The organism is Pseudoalteromonas luteoviolacea (assembly GCF_021654285.1).
Lineage (GTDB): Bacteria > Pseudomonadota > Gammaproteobacteria > Enterobacterales > Alteromonadaceae > Pseudoalteromonas > Pseudoalteromonas luteoviolacea_J.
Genome location: NZ_JAKFZS010000003.1, coordinates 214,196 through 238,179 on the forward strand (window position 1 = coordinate 214,196; position 23,984 = coordinate 238,179).

22 protein-coding genes are annotated in these 23,984 nt (G+C 43.1%); 9 read left to right on the plus strand and 13 right to left on the minus strand.

Going from position 1 to position 23,984, the window contains the following annotated elements; all coding sequences use genetic code 11:
* Nucleotides 1-60 precede the first annotated feature (60 nt).
* Together L1077_RS03780 and L1077_RS03785 are read left to right on the plus strand one after the other, a co-directional pair.
* On the plus strand, nucleotides 61-354 hold the full coding sequence (locus L1077_RS03780; RefSeq protein ID WP_063362826.1) for a hypothetical protein: 294 nt from the start codon (nucleotides 61-63) through the stop codon (nucleotides 352-354).
* A gap of 19 nt (nucleotides 355-373) precedes the next feature.
* Nucleotides 374-574, plus strand: a complete 201-nt coding sequence (locus L1077_RS03785; protein ID WP_343222081.1) for a DUF2970 domain-containing protein — start codon at nucleotides 374-376, stop codon at nucleotides 572-574.
* Here the strand turns inward: L1077_RS03785 and L1077_RS03790 are convergent.
* From L1077_RS03790 to L1077_RS03830, 9 genes are all read right to left on the minus strand, one after another.
* Nucleotides 571-1,416: a Dam family site-specific DNA-(adenine-N6)-methyltransferase gene (locus L1077_RS03790; RefSeq protein WP_237135650.1), complete on the minus strand. Its 846-nt coding sequence runs from the start codon at nucleotides 1,414-1,416 to the stop codon at nucleotides 571-573. The two genes, L1077_RS03785 and L1077_RS03790, sit on opposite strands and share 4 nt — an antisense overlap.
* Nucleotides 1,417-1,462: 46 nt before the next feature.
* Entirely contained in the window at nucleotides 1,463-2,911 is a 1,449-nt protein-coding gene (locus L1077_RS03795; protein ID WP_237135651.1) for an SPOR domain-containing protein, read from the minus strand.
* Nucleotides 2,911-3,981: a 3-dehydroquinate synthase gene (gene aroB, locus L1077_RS03800; RefSeq protein WP_237135712.1), complete on the minus strand. Its 1,071-nt coding sequence runs from the start codon at nucleotides 3,979-3,981 to the stop codon at nucleotides 2,911-2,913. Before aroB ends, L1077_RS03795 begins: the two co-directional genes overlap by 1 nt.
* A gap of 28 nt (nucleotides 3,982-4,009) precedes the next feature.
* Entirely contained in the window at nucleotides 4,010-4,528 is a 519-nt protein-coding gene (gene aroK, locus L1077_RS03805) for a shikimate kinase AroK (RefSeq protein WP_036975093.1), read from the minus strand.
* Nucleotides 4,529-4,679: 151 nt separating this feature from the next.
* Nucleotides 4,680-6,713 (minus strand): type IV pilus secretin PilQ family protein, encoded by a 2,034-nt coding sequence (pilQ, locus tag L1077_RS03810; RefSeq protein ID WP_237135652.1) that lies wholly within the window; start codon nucleotides 6,711-6,713, stop codon nucleotides 4,680-4,682.
* An 18-nt stretch (nucleotides 6,714-6,731) separates the two neighbouring features.
* A complete protein-coding gene (locus tag L1077_RS03815) occupies nucleotides 6,732-7,271 on the minus strand; it encodes a pilus assembly protein PilP (protein ID WP_237135653.1) in 540 nt (179 codons plus the stop codon).
* Nucleotides 7,268-7,873, minus strand: a complete 606-nt coding sequence (locus L1077_RS03820; RefSeq protein ID WP_237135654.1) for a type 4a pilus biogenesis protein PilO — start codon at nucleotides 7,871-7,873, stop codon at nucleotides 7,268-7,270. Before L1077_RS03820 ends, L1077_RS03815 begins: the two co-directional genes overlap by 4 nt.
* Nucleotides 7,870-8,472, minus strand: a complete 603-nt coding sequence (locus L1077_RS03825) for a PilN domain-containing protein (protein ID WP_237135655.1) — start codon at nucleotides 8,470-8,472, stop codon at nucleotides 7,870-7,872. The genes L1077_RS03820 and L1077_RS03825 overlap by 4 nt, the downstream gene beginning before the upstream one ends.
* Nucleotides 8,460-9,539 carry a pilus assembly protein PilM gene (locus tag L1077_RS03830; RefSeq protein ID WP_237135656.1) on the minus strand — a complete coding sequence of 360 codons (1,080 nt, stop codon included), beginning with the start codon at nucleotides 9,537-9,539 and terminating at the stop codon, nucleotides 8,460-8,462. The genes L1077_RS03825 and L1077_RS03830 overlap by 13 nt, the downstream gene beginning before the upstream one ends.
* Before the next feature lie 226 nt (nucleotides 9,540-9,765).
* Between L1077_RS03830 and L1077_RS03835 the strand changes: the two genes are divergently transcribed.
* Nucleotides 9,766-12,213, plus strand: coding sequence for a penicillin-binding protein 1A (locus L1077_RS03835; RefSeq protein WP_237135657.1), 2,448 nt, complete (start codon nucleotides 9,766-9,768; stop codon nucleotides 12,211-12,213).
* 67 nt (nucleotides 12,214-12,280) lie between these two features.
* Here L1077_RS03835 and metL read toward each other — a convergent pair whose 3' ends face one another.
* Nucleotides 12,281-14,629 carry a bifunctional aspartate kinase/homoserine dehydrogenase II gene (gene metL / locus L1077_RS03840; RefSeq protein ID WP_237135658.1) on the minus strand — a complete coding sequence of 783 codons (2,349 nt, stop codon included), beginning with the start codon at nucleotides 14,627-14,629 and terminating at the stop codon, nucleotides 12,281-12,283.
* 4 nt (nucleotides 14,630-14,633) lie between these two features.
* Nucleotides 14,634-15,857, minus strand: a complete 1,224-nt coding sequence (metB, locus tag L1077_RS03845; protein ID WP_237135659.1) for a cystathionine gamma-synthase — start codon at nucleotides 15,855-15,857, stop codon at nucleotides 14,634-14,636.
* Between the two features lie 328 nt (nucleotides 15,858-16,185).
* Here metB and metJ point away from each other — a divergent pair, with 328 nt between their 5' ends.
* The gene (gene metJ, locus L1077_RS03850; RefSeq protein ID WP_063362813.1) at nucleotides 16,186-16,506 is read left to right on the plus strand and encodes a met regulon transcriptional regulator MetJ; all 321 of its coding nucleotides are present in this window, start codon (nucleotides 16,186-16,188) and stop codon (nucleotides 16,504-16,506) included.
* Nucleotides 16,507-16,568: 62 nt separating this feature from the next.
* Here the strand turns inward: metJ and L1077_RS03855 are convergent, their stop codons facing one another.
* Nucleotides 16,569-17,810 carry a malic enzyme-like NAD(P)-binding protein gene (locus tag L1077_RS03855; protein ID WP_063362812.1) on the minus strand — a complete coding sequence of 414 codons (1,242 nt, stop codon included), beginning with the start codon at nucleotides 17,808-17,810 and terminating at the stop codon, nucleotides 16,569-16,571.
* A gap of 614 nt (nucleotides 17,811-18,424) precedes the next feature.
* Nucleotides 18,425-18,640 carry a 50S ribosomal protein L31 gene (gene rpmE / locus L1077_RS03860; protein ID WP_081216524.1) on the minus strand — a complete coding sequence of 72 codons (216 nt, stop codon included), beginning with the start codon at nucleotides 18,638-18,640 and terminating at the stop codon, nucleotides 18,425-18,427.
* Nucleotides 18,641-18,894: 254 nt separating this feature from the next.
* Between rpmE and priA the strand changes: the two genes are divergently transcribed.
* From priA to L1077_RS03885, 5 genes are all read left to right on the plus strand, one after another.
* Nucleotides 18,895-21,066 (plus strand): primosomal protein N', encoded by a 2,172-nt coding sequence (priA, locus tag L1077_RS03865; RefSeq protein ID WP_237135660.1) that lies wholly within the window; start codon nucleotides 18,895-18,897, stop codon nucleotides 21,064-21,066.
* Nucleotides 21,067-21,071: 5 nt separating this feature from the next.
* The gene (locus L1077_RS03870) at nucleotides 21,072-21,611 is read left to right on the plus strand and encodes an SPOR domain-containing protein (RefSeq protein WP_237135661.1); all 540 of its coding nucleotides are present in this window, start codon (nucleotides 21,072-21,074) and stop codon (nucleotides 21,609-21,611) included.
* Nucleotides 21,612-21,685: 74 nt separating this feature from the next.
* A complete protein-coding gene (gene hslV / locus L1077_RS03875) occupies nucleotides 21,686-22,204 on the plus strand; it encodes an ATP-dependent protease subunit HslV (RefSeq protein WP_023398436.1) in 519 nt (172 codons plus the stop codon).
* An 11-nt stretch (nucleotides 22,205-22,215) separates the two neighbouring features.
* Nucleotides 22,216-23,544, plus strand: coding sequence for an HslU--HslV peptidase ATPase subunit (hslU, locus tag L1077_RS03880; protein WP_237135662.1), 1,329 nt, complete (start codon nucleotides 22,216-22,218; stop codon nucleotides 23,542-23,544).
* 36 nt (nucleotides 23,545-23,580) lie between these two features.
* Entirely contained in the window at nucleotides 23,581-23,955 is a 375-nt protein-coding gene (locus tag L1077_RS03885) for a gamma-butyrobetaine hydroxylase-like domain-containing protein (protein WP_237135663.1), read from the plus strand.
* Nucleotides 23,956-23,984 lie beyond the last annotated feature (29 nt).

Below are 23,984 nucleotides of genomic sequence, written 5' to 3' on the forward strand. Positions count from 1 at the left end.
TTGTTTAATAAATATCCATAGTGTACTATTAATAGATAGCTAATCGCTGAGGGGATGGTTATGGTAACATGGCTAAAAACACGGACAGTATTGTTGGCATCCGCGACCATAGTTTCAATTGGTGTATTCTCGTTTGGGAATGACGACGTTGAACTGGCACAAGCTAACTCATGTGAATGCGTCGACGTATCTTATAATTATAATAATCAACATTGTAAACGCGAGGCTCACACAAGTTGGTATGCTTGGTTAACTGGTGGAAGTAGCAATGCTCAGTTTCACTATCTAGACTTATTAGAGCTATTAATTGGCTCTGATGAAAATCAAGATAGTTCAAGTATTTCTGACATTTAATAAGCTGGCAGGACGCATTATGATGACTTTCTTAAGCATCTTTCAAAGCGTCCTCGCTGCTATGTTCGGTGTTCAGAGCAGTAAAAAATATCAATACGACTTCACACACACACCTTTTTGGCCCTATGTCCTCGTTGGCACTCTCTTTGTCATTTTATTTGTTGTGGGACTCATCTTACTCGTAAACGGCATAGTGCTCGCCGATAAAGGTAGCGGTTAATTGCGAGACAGAGGCTTATTATACAAGGCCATTAATTCATTCACTTTATTACGTGCGTTGCCCTTTGGACTGATGGTTCTTTTAACCTGTATCACGTCCAGCTTAGCTTCACTGTAGATTTTTCTCGTCCATACCGTATCATGATTTGAAATCAACACAGGCTTGTCGCCTTTAAAAGCGGCGCGTTCAGCAAGATTAGCCAACTGAGCTTGATCGTCTAAATTAAAGCCGCCTTTTGCGTAGCTGGTAAAGGAAGCGGTCTTGCTCAATGGCACATAAGGGGGATCGCAATAAATCACCGAATTTTCAGGTAGGCGTTTGAATACTTGCTCATAGCCTAAGCAAGTGAAAGTCGCACTCTGAGCTTTTTCAGCGAAGTGGTATAACTCATTTTCAGGAAAGTAAGGCTTTTTATATTTCCCAAAAGGCACGTTAAAGATACCTTTAAGATTATATCGACATAAGCCATTATAGCCATGTCGATTCATGTATAAAAACAGAATTGCACGCTCATAGACATCGACACATTCGTTAAACTGCTTTCGATACTCGTAATATGCATCAGCACAATTATTCTGTTCAACAAATAGCTTTCTGGCGTCACTGATAAATTCATCAGGCGCACGCTGTATTTCTTTGTATAGGTTGATCAGATCCGCGTTAATATCATTCAAAATATAACGCTTGAAGTTGCTATTTAAAAACACAGAGCCAGCACCCACAAAAGGCTCTACCAAAGTATCAGCCTCACTGTTTGCACTGCGCAATCGCTTAGTGATCTCTTCCACTAAACTATATTTTCCACCTGCCCATTTAAGAAAGGCTCTGGTCTTTTTTTGCATGATCGATCTAATTACCCAAAAGTAGCGGGATTTTACACTATTTTTTTTACTGTGACTGTTGGATTTGCTGCTTTATTTGAGAGATCTGTTTAAAAAAAGGCTTAGCGGCTAATAAATCCGTCGTTAACTTAGCCCGTGCCAATTTTGCATCTTCTAAACTCGCATACGGTGCCAAAGTGACAAACCACCATGTTCGACCATTTCTGAGCACTTCAGCAACCCTGAAATTCGCTAACCCATGCTGATTGATGAATTCACTGGCCACCTTTTTATCCGTCACAGCAAGCAGCTGTATCGTCCACTCAGAATCGGAGCGAGATAAAAACCATGTATTATCATGTGCTGCTGCAGAGATCTGTTCACTCTGAATCTCAGGAATAGGCTGAGCGACTTCCAAAGACGTATCTTCCGATGCATCAGGCTGATAAACGTCTTGTCTAACTTCTGGTATTAGTGATGACTTCCCTTCGTTGTCAGCAAGGCTTTTTACATCGATAAATTCAGCTTCTAAGTCATCAATTTCTTTGACTTTATCTTCAACTATAGCAGCAGAGTCAGCCGGTGAAGTAAGTAACGCACCCAATATCGCGGTGACGGCTTGAGTATCTGTTTCGTTATTTTTAGGGCTTTCCTTGTTTGCGACTTCTGCTTGGGCTGTTTGCACAGCGCTCATTTGCTCATCAAGTATCGCTTGGGCTTCTAATACTGTGGGCTCTGGGAGCAGCTCTGACGGCTGTTCAGCCACACCTTGCTTGATATACAACATATCAAGCAATTGTTTGTTATAAAGTATGGCGACTAGGCAAAGGGTGATGATCAATGAAAATGCACCAATAAAAAAGTGCTTTTGTTTGCCTTTTGAAGGCATATTTGCTCGCAAATCCAATTGCTGATCAGCTTGTTGCCAATCGAGTAATACACTTGGGTTTCCCCTCGCTTCACTGATAAAAGTTGCAAAAATAGGATCGTCATCGGGAGGCAACTCAGAGAAAAACATTCTCATTAGCTGCTTAGACTCAGCGTGAGATAATGGCTCTAAATGGATATCTAACGCATTAGGTAGCAGATTAGGCGCTTGTGCCGTCACCAATATGTAGAGTGTATTTGGCGCACGAGCCGCTAAATTTTGCAGCTCAGTAATGAGTTCATCACTGAGATGTCTGGCACCATCGAGTACCCATAAGCATGGCTCCGCTGGTTGCTCACTATTGAGTACAAAAAAATTTTCAGTTAAAGACAGCTTTTGATCCACTAATGGTGCACGGAAAGTATGCTCCATGAGTTGGCGAATAATATCTGCATCTTTTGAGTGTGCACTAAGCTGGATAAACGCTTTAGAAAAGTCACTATATTTGTCGGTAATAAAGCTCTCTGCTAAATAGCTTTTCCCCAAGCCCGAATTACCGACCAAACAAATTAAGCTCTGCCCATATTCGAATTGCATAGCAATTCTATCTACCAAGGCAGCGCGACTTGGCAATATTTGAGACTGCATTACCGCCCTATTAAATGACCTACATTATCATCAGATACATCATCGACTAATGCACATTCGCCCATAGAGGTTGGTAAAATAAATCTGATTTTGCCTTTTTTATTCTTCTTATCCTTGCGCATATGATGGATAAACTGCTCAGACGTCATTTCTTCAGGCGGGGCTGTTGGTAGCTCATATTGTTCAAGCAAGTTACATATACGTGTAACCTCGTACTCAGACATATCACCACGCTGCTGTCCAAGCCTCATCGCTAACATAATGCCAGCTGCGACCGCTTCTCCATGCAGCCAATTGCCATAACCCATTTGCGCTTCTATCGCATGACCAAATGTATGTCCAAGATTCAGCAATGCACGCAGCCCTGCCTCTTTTTCATCTTTAGCAACTATCTCTGCTTTAATTTCGCAGCAGCGGTAGATGATTTGATTTAAGCTCTGTGTATCAAGTGCTTTCAACTGAACCGCATTATCTTCTAACAGCGTTAAAAAATCAGCATCATAGATCAATCCGTATTTAACCACTTCTGCCATACCAGCAGCGAACTCTCTCGCTGGTAAGGTTTTAAGTGAATTGGTATCGATAAATACAGCTTTAGGCTGATAAAAAGCACCAATCATATTTTTACCAAGGGGGTGATTGACCGCCGTCTTACCACCAACGGATGAATCGACTTGGGATAGCAATGTCGTTGGTATTTGAATAAACGGCACACCACGCTGGTATGCTGAAGCAACAAAGCCAGTAAGGTCGCCAATCACTCCACCACCTAAAGCTATTAGGCAAGTGTCTCTACCGCAGTTATGTTCAAGTAAAAATGCACAGATCTTTTCAAACCACTCAAGTGATTTGTACTGTTCACCATCAGGGATAATGAAGTGCAGAGGAGATAAATCTCTAAGCTGTGATTCAATGACTTCGAGATATAGAGGTGCAATGGTTTCATTGCTTATAATAACTGGGCGACTGTGACCAATATGCTCAATCAACCGCCCTTTATCGGATAGTAAGTTCTGTCCAATATAGATGGGATAGCTCCGCTCGTTTAAATCCACATTCAATTCAAGCATCACTACACCCTCCTTTTTATATTGGCAATTAAAAATCTAACTTATCTATAATTTGATTTGCGACTACTTTCGCACTTTGCTCATCAGTGCGTACAACGATATCAGCAACTTCGCTGTATAAGTGGTTTCGTTGCTCAGCTAAATCTTCTAAAATTTTTCTTGAATCTTCACCAGTCTGTAATAAAGGACGGCGCTTATCTCGCTGTGTTCGAGCCACTTGTTTTTCAATGGGCGTTTCTAAATATACTACAATCCCACGAGCTGACAGTTTGTTACGCACTTCCTTACTGATCACTGAGCCACCGCCTGTTGCCAGAACGATGCCCTGCTTTTCAGTCAAATCTGAAATTACAGTCTCTTCACGCTTACGAAAACCTTCTTCTCCTTCGATATCAAAAACCCAGGCAATATCAGCACCAGTACGGCGCTCAATTTCCTGATCCGAATCAAAAAACTCAAGGTGTAATTGGTCAGCAATGTGACGACCAATTGTGCTTTTACCAGCCCCCATAGGGCCTACTAGAAATATATTACGTTTCTCAGCCATATCTTTTTAGTACAAACGAACTCTAAAATTTGAAATAAAACCCCGCCTAACGACCTGGCCCCAAAATTAAGGAGGGGATTATCTCAGTAATCTATTCAACATTTCAAGTCAAAAGGCGTAAATTCCACCTTTATTTGTTAATTTATCGCCATTACAAATTATCATTCATAATTCTGGGCGTGACAAAAATCAACAACTCTTTCTTTTCATTAATCTCTTTGGTGTTTCTAAATAGCACACCAAGGTAGGGAACATCCCCTAGAAGCGGTACTTTACTCACTGCGTTTGTCGTTTCTTGTTGGTAAATACCACCAAGAACCACGGTTTGGCCATTATCAACTAATACTTGTGTTTGGATCTGCTGAGTATTAATCGCCACAGCAGGGCCATTTGCGGTTTGTACTGTATCACCTCGCGTATCTTGAGTGATAATTAAATCTAAAATAATTTTGTTATCTGGCGTAATTTGCGGTGTCACTTCTAAACTCAATACCGCTTTTTTAAACTCAACGGCCGTAGCACCACTGGAGGATGCTTCAACAAATGGGATCTCTGTACCTTGCTCAATGCGCGCTGTTTTTTGGTTCGCTGTAGTAATACTCGGAGTCGCAATGATCTCCCCTTTGTTTTCCTGTTCTAGTGCGGACAATTCTAGGTCTATTAAAGTGCCATCCGAAAGTTTCGCGATATGCATGCCGACACTCGCAGCCGTTGCTGGCGCTGGTAAATTGACATTTAGCCTGTCTTCCAAACCAGGTATCGTACCACCGGAGAGCAAATCAGCAGCAGTTAAGTTCCCAGACAATGCATCACTACCTTGCTGATCACTAAATCCCCAACGTATCCCTAAATCTTCTTGGATGTTATCGGTTACTGTGACCATCCGAGATTCAATGCGTACCTGTTTAACTGGCACATCCAACTTTTCAACCATACGTCTTATACTTTCAATACTACGTGCGGTGTCTTTGATCAGTAAGGTATTCGTTCTGGTATCAACGGACACACTACCGCGCAAGCTGATTATGGAATTAACATCTGTTTTCAATAAGTCAGAAAACTCTTGTGCTTTTGCGTAATTCAGCTGGATGTATTCTGTATATAATGGTTCAAGTTCCTCAACTTGTTTTCTGGCTTGCAATTCTTTCGCTTCACGCGCACTCAACTCTTCCGAGGGCGCTACCATCAAGATAGACCCTTCCATGCGCTTATCAAGCCCCTTCACTCGCAATACAACATCAAGTGCTTGATCCCAAGGTACGCCGTCTAATCGCAGCGTGATATTGCCAGATACAGAATCACTCGTAACTAAGTTAAAGTTGTTTGTATCTGCAATTATTTGCAGGACAGAGCGGATCGGAATGTCCTGAAAGTTTAAGGTAATTGGCTGACCTTGATATGACTTGTTTTCGCCAAAGTTGAACTCTGTCGTATCTTTTTCAACGGTCAGAGTAAATATGTTGTTCAGCTGCTGATAATTGAATTTAAATGCCGAATTCGGTTCAATGACAATACGAGTTTTGGTACCTTCTCTAAATGTTTCTATTTTACTGACAACCGTGCCAAAGTCAGTCACATCTAACTCGTATAAATGTTCATCAGGAATACTGATATGATGAAAGTCTGCGATGATTTTATCACCGACTTGTTGCACGTCGATGGCACTTTGCGCTGAATTTAAAAATGCCAATATTTGTGCCGCCCCTTCAGTGGTGCGCTTAAAGTCGATGCTTTGAATACCATTAATATATTGATTTGTTTTTTCTGCTGCACTTAGATCAGGAATAGGTTTGTCGGAAACTTGCAGATATACCAAGTTATTTTTCACCGTGGTTTTATAGAGTTTGAGCTCTTCAAGCAAAATAGAAATCCGAAAGCCATCGGCTTCCATATTACTTTGAATTGCACGGATCCCAGCTTTGCCAATAGCCATTTGTTTTAAGCTTTCTTCAAACTCAGCATCTTTGAAAAACAATTCCAAACGCGCCGGATCATTTAAAACTTGAACTTGAGGTTCGCCTTCAAGCTGCTCGTCGAATACCAATTGTAGCTCTGTTTCTCCAGAAGCAATCGGATTGTAGCGCACATCATAAAGCATGGGGATCGCATAAGAGCATACTGAAGCTCCTAAAAATACTCCACCTATCAGTGTTTTCGTAAAACTCTTCGCTAGGTTGCGCGTCATAGTCGTATCACCTTTTTATTATTCACTCGCGCCCATTTCACCAGCTTCTGGCATCTCAACTGTTGTGAGTCGCTCTTTCCAACAACCAGAGCCATCAGGGATAAGCTCCATTAACTCAATTCTATCAGAGTGCACACCAACCACTTCACCATGATAAAGTCCCATATATTGCCCTTCCTTTATCCGATATAACCCCTGATCAGCGGCTTTTATCAATGCCCACGTTGTCACATTAGTTGCAATTATGCCTTTCATAACAAGGTTATCCAACGGGAATTTTTCAAGTGGGTCTCGCATTCTCTCTGGATCTGGGTGTAAACAATTTTTTATTTGCACAAGCCGGTTTTCTATAACCTCAGGCTGAGGCGCTACAAACGGACTGCGCAGCTCAGATGCTTGATATGGAAAGTGCTCAAAGTTCATCATTTCCGGAATAGGGTCAATATAAGGTGTCGCACTGGCTTGTACCCTATCGATATACTCCTTTTGCTCCGCAGTATCATCATTACAGGCAGCCAAAAATAGCATTATAAGCATCAACGGTGCCAGCCGCATCATCGGCTTCCCCCTTGCTCATAGCGATAAGTTTTCGCTACCACACCAAAAACTAACGAGTTATTGCCTGCATTTTCAATTCTAAAATCATGCAAGCTCACTATCCTTGGCAACTGAGCCACTTTACTAACAAACTCACCAAACTCATGGTAGCTACCCACAACTTCTAGGTTGATCGGTAACTCCGTATAAAACTCTTTTTTCACCTCAGGTAACCAGCCAATTTTCAAAAACGTTAAGCCGCTAGAAGTGCCAACATACGTTAAGTCATCTAATAACCCTGGTGTTTCGTTCGACGTTGGTAGTTTTCTCAACAATTGTGAAAACTGCTCTTCCATATCGAGCATTTGCTGCCGATATAGCTCTAAATTATTTGCGCGCCCATATTTTATGCGGTAACTCTTACGGAGCTCTTCTTCTTTATTTACGGCTGATTCGTAACGGTCGATAGATGAAGACACAAGCATCGTATAGCCAACAATGAGCATAATAAGCACCACCATGGTGCAGCATAGTATCTTAACGGGTAAAGGCCATTCGCCTATGTTATCTAGCTCAACTTCATTCCAATCAATTTCTTGTAATGATTTGATATCAAATTTCACGACTCTGGTACTCCTGCCTCTGCATGACCAGCCTGCTGACGCTCCTGCTCCATTTGTTCAAATGACTTAACATAAAAGTGCATCATAAAATCACTCAGTAATCTATCATCATTGCTGCCTGCAACAATGCCCTGGATCACAGGCTTTTCGAGCAAATACGATGACTCTACCGCCCTGAGCATTTGCGACAAGCGGTTATTTGACTCACTGCGCCCCACAACTTTGATCATATCCTCAGAGCGTTCCAAACTCGTTAAATACACACCAGCAGGAACAACTCTGGCCACTTCATCAATGATTTGAGTACCCAAGTTACGGTTGCTTTGCAGCACTTCGATGAGCCGGATCCGGCGCTGAAGATTTTCTTTTTGCTTATTCAAGCCTTCAATTTCACCAATGCGCTTATCTAATTTGGCTATTTCACCTTGCAAATAACGATTTTTAATTTCTTGACCTTGTCTCAAGCCGTCATAAAATGTCCCCATTAGATACATTACGGCCAAACTCGTTGCGACTATCACTGCTAAGATAGACAAAAACTTTTGCTGTGATGCCTGTCTCTGCTGTTCTCGCCATGGAAGTAAATTTATATGTGGCATGCAGAAAAGCTCCTCAAAGCCAGTCCCGTTGCTATCGAGAATTGCGCACTGTGACGGTTAAGCACGCTTCTATCAACTTTAGGAGCTATTTCCATATTCGCAAATGGATCACCAATGATGCTATGCACACCTAATTCGTCTACTAGGAGTCGATCTAACCCTTCGACAAGTGCTGTACCACCAGTCAAAATAATGTAGTCCACTTGATCATGACCACTGGTTGTCATGAACATTTGCAATGCTCTGCGTATTTGCTGCAAGAGCGAAGTTTGAAAAGGAGCAAGTACCTCAAAGGTATAATTGGGTGGCAAATCCCCTGTTGTCTTTGCCAATTCCGCCTCATCAAAAGTCTTGTTGTAATATGCGACAATACTATTGGTGTATTGCTCACCACCAAACACTTGATCTCTTGTGTAAAGTGTTTTTCCCGACTGTACCACACTGATCAAGGTGACGACTGCCCCGATATCAATGATGGCAACGACTTTGTCATAGGAGTCTGACGGTAATTGCTCGTACAACACATCAACAGACCTTGCCAATGCATAACTTTCCACATCAACCACCTTTGCCTTTAATCCCGACTCTTCCAGCGCACCGACTCGTGCCTGAACGCTTTCCGTTCGTGCAGCAGACAATAATACATTCACTTTGGAGGGGTCCGCTTCATTCACTGATAATTTTTCAAAGTCCAAACTGACTTCATCAAGTGGGTATGGGATTAAACTGTCCGCCTCTATGGCGATTTGTGATTCTAATTCAGCGTCTGTTAAAGACACATCCATAAAAATCATTTTGGTAATAACGGTTTGCCCAGAAACGGCAACCGATGCAAACTGAGTACCTTTTGGCAGCCTTTTTTTCAGTTTAGAGATAACACGACCAATCGCTTCGATATCTTGGATTGCACGTTCTTTCATCGCACCTTTTGGCAGCGGTTCAATAGCAACCGCTTCCACTCGATAGCCTGCACTTGATTCAGCAAGCAACACAGCTTTTACACAGTGCGAGCCAATATCTATTCCAACCATCAAAGGGGCGTGTTTTTTAAATATTTGATCGAACATGCAATTTACCCAAGTATTAGTTCTAGTCGTTATCTTGGCGTGCTCAATTAGGAATTAACATTTGATACGCCTTAAGTATTATGCATTATACTTACCAAACAACAACAGTGCATTATTTGACACCTGTTCGGGCTGAAGAATTTACGCAAAAGTTATTAATCGTTTTTTAATCAGGATATACTAACAGCGTCCACTTGTAATTGGGAGTCTCACTAGAGATAAATTCGTGAATTTATTAAAAAGATTACTACAGACTATTTTCGCTTTTGGCCTTCTTGGCGTACTGATCCTGGTCGGTTTATATTTCTATGTAAAATCCGATATTCCCAGCGTCAAAGTCCTTAAAGACGTCCAGTTACAAACCCCTATGCAGGTATTTACCAGAGAGGGGAAGCTGATCAACCAGTTTGGTGAAAAACGTCGTATACCGGTAAAAATCGCCGATGTACCTGAACCCATGCTCAATGCCTTCTTAGCGACAGAAGATAACCGCTTCTATGAACATTTTGGCATTGATCCCATAGGTATAGTGCGCTCTTTTATTGTGCTCGTCAGCACGGGCCAAAAAAAGCAAGGTGCAAGTACCATCACAATGCAATTGGCAAGAAACTTCTTTTTAACTCGAGAAAAAGCCTATATTCGTAAAGTTAAAGAAATCTTTATTGCTATACATATTGAGCGCTTGCTGAGTAAAGACGAAATCTTTGAGCTATACCTTAACAAAATTGAATTAGGGCATCGCTCATTTGGTATCGGCGCTGCTGCACAAGTGTATTATGGAAAAGAGCTTAACGAGCTAACATTACCTCAAATGGCGATGATTGCTGGCTTACCTAAAGCGCCTTCTGCACTCAACCCGATACGCAACCCAACCCGCGCAAAAGCCAGGCGTAATGTCGTGTTAGGCCGTATGCTTGCTGAAAAGTATATTACGCAAGCTGAGTACCAAGACGCTATCAATGCACCAATCACTGCAAAGCGTCATGGCGCTGAAATTGAGTTATACGCCCCTTATATTTCTGAAATGGTGCGCGCTTACATGGTTGAAACCTACGGCGCAGATACAGCTTACAACTCAGGTTTTCGCGTATACACGACTGTCGATGCCAGTACACAGGCAGCTGCACAACAAGCGCTGATTGATAACTTACATAATTATGATATGCGTCATGGTTTCAGAGGACCCAGTGCTCGTTATTGGCAGGCTGAAGATACTCCGTGGAGTGTGACACAAATCACCGAACGGCTGAAAAAAGTCAAAGCAATTGACCCGCTTCACGCCGCAGTCGTCACCGCGATTGAAGAGCAATCCGCTGAAGTTATCCTTAAATCAGGCGAAACCATTACATTAGACTGGCCAGCTATAAACTGGGCACGAGCTTATATTAATGAACGCCGTCAGGGCCATGCGCCAAAATCTGCGGCAGATATTTTAGCCCCAGGCATGCAAGTCTGGGTCCGTCGTGTTGATCAAACATGGATGTTAAGCCAATTACCACAACCTGCCAGTGCACTGGTTTCACTCGATCCACAAAACGGTCAAATTAAAGCGCTTGTCGGTGGCTATAGCTTTAAGCAAAGCCAGTACAATCGAGCGGTTCAAGCCAAACGTCAGGTTGGCTCAAACATTAAACCGTTTATCTATTCAGCAGCTTTAGAAGGCGATTATACACTTGCAACCATCATTAACGATGCTCCAATTAATCATTGGGACAAAAGCCTAGGCGTTGCTTGGCGACCAAAAAATAGCCCTGACGTATACAGTGGTCCAATTCGTATTCGCAGAGCCCTTGCCCAATCAAAAAATGTCGTCTCCGTGCGGCTGATGCGTGGTGTTGGATTAAATAATACCGCCGATCACATTCTTAAATTTGGCTTTGATGATGCAGATGTCGTGCGCAGTGAATCTCTTGCGCTGGGGAGTGCAGCCATGACCCCGCTGGAAATGGCAAGAGGTATGAGTGCATTTGCCAATGGCGGTCACCTGATTGAACCCTACTTTATCGACCGACTTACCGATGCGTTTGGTAATGAGCTGGGTACTGCGAGCCCACTACGTGTTTGCAACGAAGATGAATTAGAGGTAGATCCCTATACATGTGCACCGAGAATTATCTCTGAGAAAAATGCGTTCTTAGTGGCTGATGCACTAAAAAGTGCTATTTGGGGCGGAGGCAGTTGGCGACACAAAACAGGTTGGACAGGCACAGGTTGGCGTGCACAAACGCTAAAACGAAAAGATTTAGCGGGTAAAACGGGCACCACCAACAATGCGGTCGATACTTGGTTTACCGGCTTTAACCGTAACCTATTGACCACAGTGTGGGTAGGCTTTGATGATGCCAGTAAACCCTTGGGCAGAGCAGCCTACAATAGCAACCTAGGTAAAAAGCAAATCGTCGGCGCCGAAGCAGGTGCCACTACGGCACAGCCTGCATGGGTTAGCTTTATGCGACATGCACTCAAAGAGGCACCACTGGCACCAATAGAACCGCCACCTGGATTAGTTTCAATCAGAATTGATTTAAAAACAGGGCTATTAAGTGAAAAAAATGACTATACCAGTCGTTTTGAGTACTTTGAACGCGGCACTGCCCCGACCAAATATGTTTTAGACTCTGGTAGTAGTACCCCCTTTGAAGATGCCCTACCAGCCACAGAAGAACTATTTTGAAGATAATAAAAAAGGCCATGCTAAGCATGGCCTTTTACTTATTCATTCTCTTAGCAAAAAAGAATGATTACTTGAGCTTTTGAGTTAACCAGTACAAATCTGAATGTATGCCTGCTGCTGTCACTTCTTTACCCGCACCAGGGCCTTGGATAACCAATGGATTACTTTCATACCATTGGCTGGTGATCACAAATATATTGTCACCAGGCGTTAGATTTGCGATTGCACTACCGGCTTCTGCATAAGCAATACCGACTTTCGCACTGACTTTACCTTGGGAGTCGACCTCTAATGCACCGGTATAGCGCAATGCTTTACCTTCAGATTGTGCTTGCTCATAACGAGATTGGTAAAACTCATCTAGCGCTTCACGCTTGGCCAAAAACGAATCCCAGTCACCGTCAGCCAGATGCGCAGGCATCAAAGGTTCTAGAGCGATGTCGTCAACATCAAGCTGTAAACCTAGGTCTCTGGCTAAAATAAGCAGTTTACGCTGCATATCTCGTCCTGATAAATCCTCTCGAGGATCAGGCTCTGTATAGCCCATGGACTGTGCTTCTAACACCAGTTCAGAAAACGCTTTACTGCCATCAAAGCTGCTACATAACCACGAAAGCGTCCCGGAGAATACCCCCTCAATGCGCGTCACTGTATCGCCACTATTTTGTAAATCCGCTAGGGCAAAATTAATCGGTAATCCTGCACCAACACTGGTGTTATATCGCCAATGCAAGTTACGCTCTTGTAGCTGCTCAAGCAGCTTACCATACCAAGCTTGCTCTGCTGTGCCTGCATATTTATTGGCACTGATCAGGTGACAATCATGTGCGACAAAACTAGGGTACATATTGCTAAAGGCATCGCTGGCAGTGATGTCTATCACGACCTTATTTTCATAATCAAGCTCACCAATGCGCTCTAGTAAATCTGTTGGCTGATAGTCTTGTGCTTCACTACGCCACTGCTGCTGCCAGTTTTCAATATTAATACCACTTGGGCAAAACAACATTTCTTTCGAGCGAACCAAGGCGACAACTTTAAGATCGAAGGTCGCTTGGAGCTTTTTAACTTGTTTTTGGCATTGCTCAACAAATACCTCACCGACATTGCCAAGTCCGGCGATGATCACAGCAAGTTCTCGACCTTTGTTCACCAATTTATCATGCAAAATAGCCAGTACATCACTGTCTATTGATTGATCTGTTAAGAACAAGGCATAGCTACCATCGCTGTGGGTAAAGCGAACAACCACATCTTGCTGCTCTAACACAGTAGCAGCCTGCTGATTTAAGTGAGCCGTTTCATGACTCGGCGCAACAATTGCCAGCCCTCTGAGATGTGACTCAACAATGTTACCCCGCCCTGCTAAATGACTCGCAACAGCATGCGTGTCCTTACTTGGCACAAGTAAATAATCATCACCCCCTTTATTAAAGTGATGAATACTATGCTGTATTAGCTGACTCAAAGTACGAACTTCGCCAACAGCTAGTCCTTCAACACGGATCAAATCTAGCTCATCAAAGGTGGTGATAAAACGTTTGTCTTTGCTATAGCCTTGCTTAACGATTTCTGTACCAACGACCTCTGGGTCATAGCTACTACGAACTTGTAATTTTATATTGGTATCTTTTAATGGAGAAAGTGTTTTCGCATGAAGTACAGGGTTGCCAAGGCGAGCTAATAGGTTGGCTTGAACACGGCACACTTTTGGATATTTTATCGCAGAACTCACTTTACGAGGGTCCGTGCTAAATACGCCCTGCGTATCAGTCCAAATTGAAACCGCTTTGGCACCAATATAGTTAGCGAGTAAAGTTGCGCTATAGTCACTGCCATTACGTCCAAGTGTAATTGTTTTTGCGTCGCAATCTGAGGCAATAAAGCCAGTCACAACGTAAATCTTATCCGCTTTAATTTGCGCAAGACAAGCTTGCTTATTTTGAGCGTGTAATAATTGTCCCTGATGCTGTGTGAACAGCGTTCTTGCATCCACATCCTGTGAGTCTACATTTAACGTGCAAAGCAAACGCGCTAATAATCTTGCTGACCAAATCTCGCCATAAGCCAGCAAGGTCGCCTCGTGCAACACGCCACCCTTGGCCGCTTTAGCAATGCTCTGCAATTCATCTTTTAGTTGGCTTGATAATGCTCTCACCTGTTGACTATCAAATAGCTCGCTTAGAAGCTGATTTTGATGATTTTCTACCTGCAATAAGATGTCGTTAAATCCATTGTCATCTTTTTGCACATAGCTTTGCCATAGCTTGACCAAAGTATTGGTCGTTTTACCGGCCGCAGAAACGACTACACAATCACCCGCTTGGCATTGGCCCAAAATGATATTTGCAACCGCTTGATAGCGCGCTGCTGAGCTCAGGCTTGAGCCACCAAATTTATGTACTACTTTTGTCATGTGCTTACCATAAAACCGTATGTGCTGGTGATAATTTAAAATCTTTGGCACTGTCTGAGCTACCTGATTCAGGGCTATTTACTTTTTGAAAAGCCAGCTCTAAATCAGCAAGTAAATCTTCTACATCTTCGATACCAACTGAAATACGGATCAAAGTATCTCCAACGCCTGCTTCAAGACGAGCCTGTGGTTCCATGCCCGCGTGAGTCATGGTCGCTGGGTGACAAATTAAGCTTTCCACACCGCCTAAAGATTCTGCCAAGGAGAACTGAGAAAGTGAGGTTAAAAATGTCGCAGAGTCTTTCAGAGTCCCTTTAATATCAAAACTCACCATGCCACCAAACCCATGCTGCTGCTTTTTCGCAAGTGCGTGTTGAGGGTGAGACGCAAGGCCTGGGTAATATACTTGCTCAACAAAAGGTGATGATTCTAAATACTGCGCAATCGCCAATGCATTTTGCTCATGCTGCTTTAGGCGTACTTTTAACGTTCTTAAACCGCGCAGCGTTAAGTAGCTATCAAACGGAGAACCTGTGATCCCAATATTATTCGCCCACCAAGCAAGCTCATCGCCAAGCTCCTGAGTCCGTGCAATAACGGCACCACCAACAACATCTGAGTGGCCATTAATAAATTTAGTGGTTGAATGCACCACGATGTCTACACCGAACGCAATTGGATTTTGCAATGCCGGTGATAAAAATGTATTGTCCGCCGCAACCAAAGCACCACACCCATGTGCAGCACTCACCACGGCCTCAATATCCGTTAAACGTAAAATAGGGTTACTCGGTGTTTCTATCCAAACAATCTTAGGTGCAATCTCTGCAATTTGCGCAAGGCTGTCAGGCTGAGTCAAATCAAGTACTTTTACTTTCAATAAGCCACGTTTCTCTAACGATGTAAATAAGCGGTAGCTTCCACCATAACAGTCATGTGGAATAACCAGCGTATCATCGTGATTTAACAGCTGTGTGACTAGGTGAACTGCAGCCATGCCAGTTGCAGTGATAATGCCTTTTTCACCGCCTTCAAGTTGCGTCAGTGTATCGGCTAATATATCGCGATTTGGATTACCACTGCGACCGTAATCATAGTCTCGCTTCTTATCAAAATCAGCAAAAGAATAGGTCGTAGATAAATAAAGAGGAGGCACAACTGCACCGTGATGCTTGTCAGCATCGATGCCATTTCTTACGGCAATCGTTGACTTTTTACTTTGGCTCATAGGTCACCTAGATACTTGGATGTTTAGACGTCTAAAAGGTTAGATGAACAACCGAAAGATGTCAAAACATTTATCCTTCTATATGGCTAAATAACTAGTATTTGACTATCTTATTCAAACCGATAAAATTTCGCCACGAAAGCGATAAAGGATGTCAATAAGACTGGATCTTTGACCAAATATGGCAAAAGACCGAGTATTCTGCCAATTTCCTGTACAATGCACACACATAAATTTTGTGCGAAGTACATACCGTCTGCAGTTCACTCAGCACGCAAAATACAGTCTTATTTGCATTCAAGGTAAACACTGAGGCAAGTACACAATTATGGCTAAATGGAACGGTGAATATGTTCACCCTTATGCAGAACACGGTAAAAAATCAGAACAAGTGAAAAAGATCACAGTTTCAATTCCTCTGAATGTACTTAAAGTACTGACGGATGAAAGGACTCGTCGACAGGTGAATAACCTGCGCCATGCAACAAACAGTGAATTATTGTGTGAAGCTTTTCTTCATGCCTTTACAGGGCAACCTTTGCCAAACGATGAAGATTTAAGAAAAGATAACCCTGAAAAGATCCCTGCGGAAGTTCGTGAAATCATGGAAAAAATGGGCTTAGAAATCCCAGAGATCAACGAAGATTAAGTCTTTGTTCAGGCCAAAAAAAAGCCTCACAAATTGAAGTGAGGCTTTTTTGTATCTGGTGATTAGGCCATGTAATTTTCTGGCATATCAATTTGCGCAACACCTGAGTCAATTGCAGCTTGTGCAACCGCTTTCGCTATGCGAGGAAGTAAGCGCGGATCCATTGGTTTTGGAATAATATACTCTGAACCAAACTCGAGTGTATCCACTTCTGCTGCAACCAATACTTCTTGAGGTACAGGTTCTTTAGCAATACTGCGGATCGCTTCCACTGCTGCAATCTTCATTTCATCGTTAATAGCGGTTGCACGTACATCCAGCGCACCACGGAAAATGAATGGGAAACACAGTACGTTATTAACCTGATTAGGATAATCAGAGCGGCCTGTCGCCATAATTAAATCATCACGCGCACCATGCGCCACTTCTGGGCTGATCTCTGGATCTGGATTAGAACATGCAAATACCACTGGCTTATCAGCCATCAACTTCAAGTCTTCCGGTGATAATAAGTCAGGACCTGATACACCAACAAACACATCAGCTTCAGCAATGACATCTTGCAAAGTACGCTTGTCCGTATTGTTGGCAAACAACGTTTTGTATTCATTTAAGTCATCGCGACGAGTATGGATAACACCTTTACGGTCTAGCATATAAATGTGCTCGCGTTGTGCACCACATTTAATCAATAGCTCCATACATGCGATAGCTGCAGCACCTGCACCTAAGCACACAATGATGGCTTCTTTGATGTCTTTACCTTGAATTTCAAGTGCGTTTAACATACCCGCAGCTGTTACAATCGCTGTTCCGTGTTGATCATCATGGAAAACCGGTACATCACAACGCTCAATCAACGCTTTTTCGATCTCGAAACACTCAGGTGCTTTGATATCTTCTAAGTTAATACCACCGAATGTATCTGCAATGTTTGCAACGGTATTGATAAAGTCTTCAGTTGTGTTGTGCTTCACTTCAATATCAATTGAATCCAATCCAGCAAAACGCTTAAATAGAAGTGCTTTACCTTCCATCACAGGCTTAGACGCCAATGGACCTAAATTACCTAGGCCTAAAATAGCAGTACCATTACTGATAACAGCTACCATATTGCCTTTGCCGGTATAACGATATGCATTGGCTGGATCTGCTGCAATTTCACGTACAGGTTCTGCAACACCTGGACTATAAGCTAGGGCAAGATCTTTTACTGATTCAGCTGGCTTTGTCAGCTCAACACTGATTTTACCTGGGACGGGGTGTGCGTGGTAATGTAATGCTTTTTCACGTAAATCTGACATGACGCGATTTTTTCCTACGAGAAGTTAAAAGTGAGAGTGAGATAAAAATTCGCTAACTGCTTTCAACAATACCTTTTTTGAAAATTAATTCAAGCACTATCAGGTCTATCCTGTTAGCCGATATTTTTTGTAATTTAGCGACTTTTAAGCCACTTTTCATCAATATTTACTGCAATAATTTAACGCTTACACATACTAAACAGGGCGACAATAGATTAATTAATATGCAAAAAAAACAATAAAATCAACTTTAAACAACAATCACAGCATTAATCCAACTTTAAAGAAAGATAACTACATTTAGTGACATTTAGATGACTTTAATAGCAAATTTAACCCGCATAACTATTCATGACTTAGGTAAATTTAAACACTCGACACCAACCTGTTAATCATAAAAACGAGGTCACAGAAGCGATGGTTTATTATGCTAACAATCTATTGTTTTAACTATGTTATAGAACAAATATGGCAACTTTTTAATACAATACCAAGTTGCGAGTGATTTTTATTGCGAGAGAAAGAAAAGAAAGTAATTTATATAGGAGGTAATTGATTTACTCTTAAACGAAAAAAGCACCCGTAGGTGCTTTCTCTTGCTGACTAAGTCGTAATTAACGCTTAGCAGATAGCGCACCGAAGCGCTTGTTGAAGCGATCAACACGACCACCTGTGTCAAGGATCTTCTGCTTACCAGTGTAGAATGGGTGACATGCAGAACATACGTCTAGGTGAATGTCTTTACAAAGAGTTGAACGCGTCTCGAATTTGTTACCACAAGAACAAGTTGCTGAGATCGTCTCGTACTTAGGATGAATACCGTCTTTCATAGGAAACCTCTAGTTTAAGGCCGTATCGCTCTCCAAACCCGAAGTTTGGCACCATACGTCGTTATACAAATAAATTGGACGCGTATTTTAGGACTTTCATGTACAAACTACAAGCAATAAATTAGTTATTATGGGGATTTTTATTATTCCTGTTCGCTATCCATAATTTAGCCTCACAAGCATAGGGCGATAAGGTATAATCAGCCCAATTCACTTTCATACTTTACGCAATCGGCGGATCACTTGGAGAGCACATGCCATTTGCAGCAGTCGCAATAAAAGTCCCTTTACACAAAACATTTGATTACACCTATCAAAGCACGATGACCCCTTGTGTTGGTGGTCGCGTATGGGTCAAGTTTGCAAATCGACGCTGCGTAGCGGTCGTGACCGAGCTCAAAACGCACAGTGATGTCCCTGAAGATAAAATAAAACCGATTGAATCTGTTATAGATAGCGCACCTATTTTAGATGGCGCACATTTAAACTTTTTAGAATTTATTAGTCACTATTACTGCTACCCTTTCGGAGAAACCTTATTTACCGCTTTGCCGGGTGCACTGCGTGACGGTCAAGATGTCGATAAAACGCAAGTGCCCATGCTGACATTGACAAATGAGGGACGCGAAGTAGTAAACCTGAGAGCCAAAAAGCAACAAGCACTGCTTGAACAGCTGCGTACAGCTGGAGATGCGACACACTCGGAACTCAAAACGCTGGGCTTTACACAAGCACAAATCAAAGGCTTGCTAGAAAAGCAGCTGATCCGCGAAGAGTTGCGCACAGATACATCATGGCAAAACACAGCACTGTCAGTTGGTAACAAACCCATACTCAATGAAGAGCAAGCAACTGCTTGCAGTGCCATCAATCATACAGATGGTTTTCGTACTTTCTTAATCGAAGGGGTCACCGGCAGCGGTAAGACTGAAGTCTATTTGCAGTGTTTGGAAAAGGTCCTCAGTGCTGGTAAGCAAGCCTTGGTACTAGTGCCTGAAATTGGTTTAACTCCGCAAACAGTCAACCGATTTAAACGCCGCTTCCCAGGACTGCCTATTGATTTGTGGCACTCCAACCTAACCGATAATGAACGCTTACATACTTGGCGTCGCGCACAGCAAGCGACAGCAGCTCTCGTCATTGGTACCCGTTCAAGTATCTTTTTACCCTTTAAATCGCTTGCTATGATAGTCGTCGATGAAGAACACGATCATTCATTTAAACAACAGGATAGTTTGCGATATCATGCCCGTGACTTGGCAGCATATCGAGCACACCAAGCGCAATGTCCATTGCTCTTAGGCACCGCAACCCCTGCACTTGAGACATTAAAAAAAGCGTTAGATAACAAGTTTCAACTACTCACTCTCAGTAAGCGCGCACAAACAAGCCAGGATAATCAGTTTTTATTAGTGGATATGAAAGCACAGCAAACCCAAGGCGGGTTTGCCAATACCAGCTTGAAAGCCATTGAACGCACCTTATCAATGGGCAAACAAGCCATGGTGTTTCTTAACCGCCGAGGTTTTGCCCCTACGCTTATCTGCCATGAGTGTGGCTGGTTAAGCGATTGCCATCATTGCAGCACCAGTGCAACGTACCATAAGACCATGCAACGCTTGGTCTGTCATCACTGTGGTGAACAACAGTATGTCCCTCATCAATGTCCTGATTGCGGTAGCACACAGATCATGCCTACCGGTCTTGGTACTGAGCAGCTTGAAGAGTTTGTGACTGCACAGTTTCCCGACGTGCCCGTCAGCCGTATCGATAGAGATTCAACTCGACGTAAAGGCAGCTTAGAAAGCGCACTTGAAAAAATACATCAAGGAGGCGCACAAATTTTGATTGGCACACAAATGTTGGCCAAAGGTCATCATTTCCCCGATGTCGCCTTGGTCATTATTTTAGATGTAGACAGTGGCTTGTACTCAAGTGATTTTAGAGCCACAGAACACATGGCACAATTGATCACACAAGTGTCAGGCCGCGCAGGAAGAAGTGGCGAACCTGGCACTGTGATATTGCAAACACATTTTCCTGAGCACCCACTGCTACAAGATTTAGTCAACAATGGCTATCAGGACTTTGCGCGTTATGCGTTAACAGAGCGCCAAGAAGCCATGTTGCCTCCTTATACACATTTGGCGTTAATCAGAGCAGAAGCAACATCAGCACACTTAGTCATGACATTTTTATCGGATCTGGTTCCTGCTCAGCCATTCTCTGGTATACAATTGCTGGGGCCGATCCCTGCGCCTATGGAACGTCTCGCAGGAAAGTATCGCTATCAATTACATATACAAGCAACACAACGTAATGTTTTGCATCAATATCTCATGCAATTGAAGGAATATATCAGCAGCCACAAGCTTGCAACACGCGTGCGTTGGAATATTGATGTTGATCCTATGGATACCTATTAACTGTTATGGCACAACACGATTACATAAATAAAACGCCCAAAAAAAAGGGCCCAAAAAAACCACAACCAAAAGCACAAAAACCATTCCCTAAAGTCCTTGCCGCTTTTGCATTGCTACTGATAGGTGGCTTTGGTTATGGTCTGTGGTTTATCAAAGAGCATGCAGATCCTGCCAAAGTACAACAGGCACAAAAACCGGCTGCACCTGTCGCTGTAATCGAAGAGAAAAAAGAGCTACCACGCCCCCCCTCTTTTATCGATGACATGAAAACGGCCGAAGTTGAAGCTGAGGTGAAAGTCATCAAATCAAGGGGTCCTTTTCAAATGCAATGTGGTTCATTTCGAACCTACGAGCAAGCAGAAAAACGTAAGGCCCGTATCGCCTTTGCTGGATTATTATCTGAAATACGCCGCACCGAAGGCAGCAATGGCGTTTGGTACCGTGTTCGCTTAGGCCCTTATGATAAAAAGCGTGATGCTGAAAGCGACAAGAATAGACTGCAACGTATTAAAATCGTTGACTGCGGAATTTGGGGCTGGACTTGAATTTAGCCCAACAGCCCTCATCTATGCATTTATTGATATAATTATCCGAGGCAAAGGCCTCTTTAAGGAATACTATGACTACTATCGTAAGCGTTCGTCGCGATGACAAAGTTGTTATCGGCGGTGACGGCCAAGTTTCTCTTGGCAATACGGTGATGAAAGGCAATGCAAAGAAAGTGCGTCGCCTTTATAACGGTAAAGTACTGGCTGGTTTTGCAGGCGGTACAGCCGATGCGTTTACATTGTTTGAGCGTTTCGAAACTAAATTAGAAATGCACCAAGGACACCTAACACGTGCGGCTGTGGAAATGGCCAAAGATTGGCGTACAGATCGCGCACTGAGAAAACTAGAAGCGCTCCTTGCTGTTGCGGATGAAACCGCGTCATTGATCATCACAGGTAATGGTGATGTGGTGCAGCCAGAGCATGACCTGATCGCTATCGGCAGCGGGGGTAACTTTGCCCAAGCAGCAGCCACTGCTCTAATTGAAAATACCGATTTAAGTGCACGCGAAATCGTTGAGAAAAGCTTGAAGATTGCCGGTGACATTTGTGTATTCACTAACAACTTCCAGACCATCGAAGAATTGTAATAGGAAAATCCATGACAGCAATGACACCTAGAGAAATCGTTCATGAGCTAGACCAGCACATCATTGGTCAAGACAAGGCTAAAAAAGCGGTTGCTATCGCACTTCGTAACCGCTGGCGTCGCATGCAACTTAATGACGATCTTCGCGCTGAAGTCACCCCAAAAAACATTCTGATGATTGGTCCAACTGGTGTTGGTAAAACCGAGATCGCACGTCGCCTAGCCAAGCTTGCCAACGCACCTTTTATCAAGGTTGAAGCGACTAAGTTCACCGAAGTGGGTTACGTGGGTAAAGAAGTTGAAACCATTATCCGCGACTTGGTCGAAGTGTCATTCAAGATGACCCGCGAGCAGCAAACTAAAAAACACAAGCACCGTGCAGAAGAAGCGGCAGAAGAACGTATTCTTGATGCGCTATTGCCACCAGCAAAAGACGCATGGGGCGAAGCACAGCCAGCTGAAAATAGCTCAACACGTCAGGTTTTCCGCAAGAAACTACGCGAAGGCCAGTTAGACGATAAAGAAATCGACATCGATATTGCTGAAACATCGCCGCAAGTTGAGATCATGGCACCTCCTGGTATGGAAGAAATGACCAACCAGCTACAAGGCATGTTCCAAAACTTATCAGGCGATAAGAAAAAGAACCGCAAGCTGAAAATCAAAGAAGCCTTCAAACTGCTTATTGAAGAAGAAGCTGCCAAGCTGGTGAACCCTGAAGAGCTAAAAGAACAAGCAATCTTTGCTGTTGAGCAAAACGGCATCGTATTTGTTGATGAAATCGACAAAATCTGTAAGCGTGGTGAAGCATCTGGACCTGATGTCAGCCGTGAAGGTGTACAGCGTGATTTACTGCCGTTAATTGAAGGCTCAACAGTTAGTACCAAGCACGGTATGGTAAAAACTGACCATATCTTGTTTATTGCTTCAGGTGCTTTCCAAATGGCGAAACCTTCAGATCTTATCCCAGAACTACAAGGCCGTTTACCTATACGTGTTGAACTTGAAGCGCTGACAGCTAAAGACTTTAAACGCATTCTAACTGAGCCTCATGCTTCACTGACTGAGCAACAACAAGCGCTGTTAAAAACAGAGCAAGTGTCTGTCGACTTTACTGATGATGCGATTGAACGCATTGCTGAAGCTGCATGGCAAGTCAATGAGAAAACAGAAAACATCGGTGCACGACGTCTTCATACCGTGATGGAAAAACTGATGGAAGAAATCTCTTTTGACGCGTCAGAGCAATCAGGTCAAGCACTGACCATTGATGCTAAATATGTTGAGCAACACCTAGACATACTCGTCCAAGATGAAGACTTAAGCCGCTTCATCCTATAAATTGGAGACAAGGCCAGCCAAGCTGGCCTCATTTTTATGTATCAAGTCACTAAACTCCACTACCACCGTCTGAGCAAACTGCTCGACATTACTTTCGACGATGATCATCACGCCTCTGTGAGTGCTGAATTTTTGCGTACCCACTCCCCCTCAGCCGAAGTACAAGGTCATAGTCCAGAGCAAGCGCAATTGGTGTTAAATAAACAAAACGTCACAATCGTGACCATTGAACCAGTAGGTCACTACGCAGTGAGACTGTGCTTTGATGATGGACATAACTCAGGGTTGTTTAGCTGGCAGTATTTACGTAAATTATGTAATAACCACGAGCAACTCTGGCAGCAATATCAAGATAAAGTAGCAGCACACCTACAAAGTAAAGACAGTGTACCCATCAAGTTTGTACCTTAGGGTAACAGCATAAACAGCAATATCGCTTT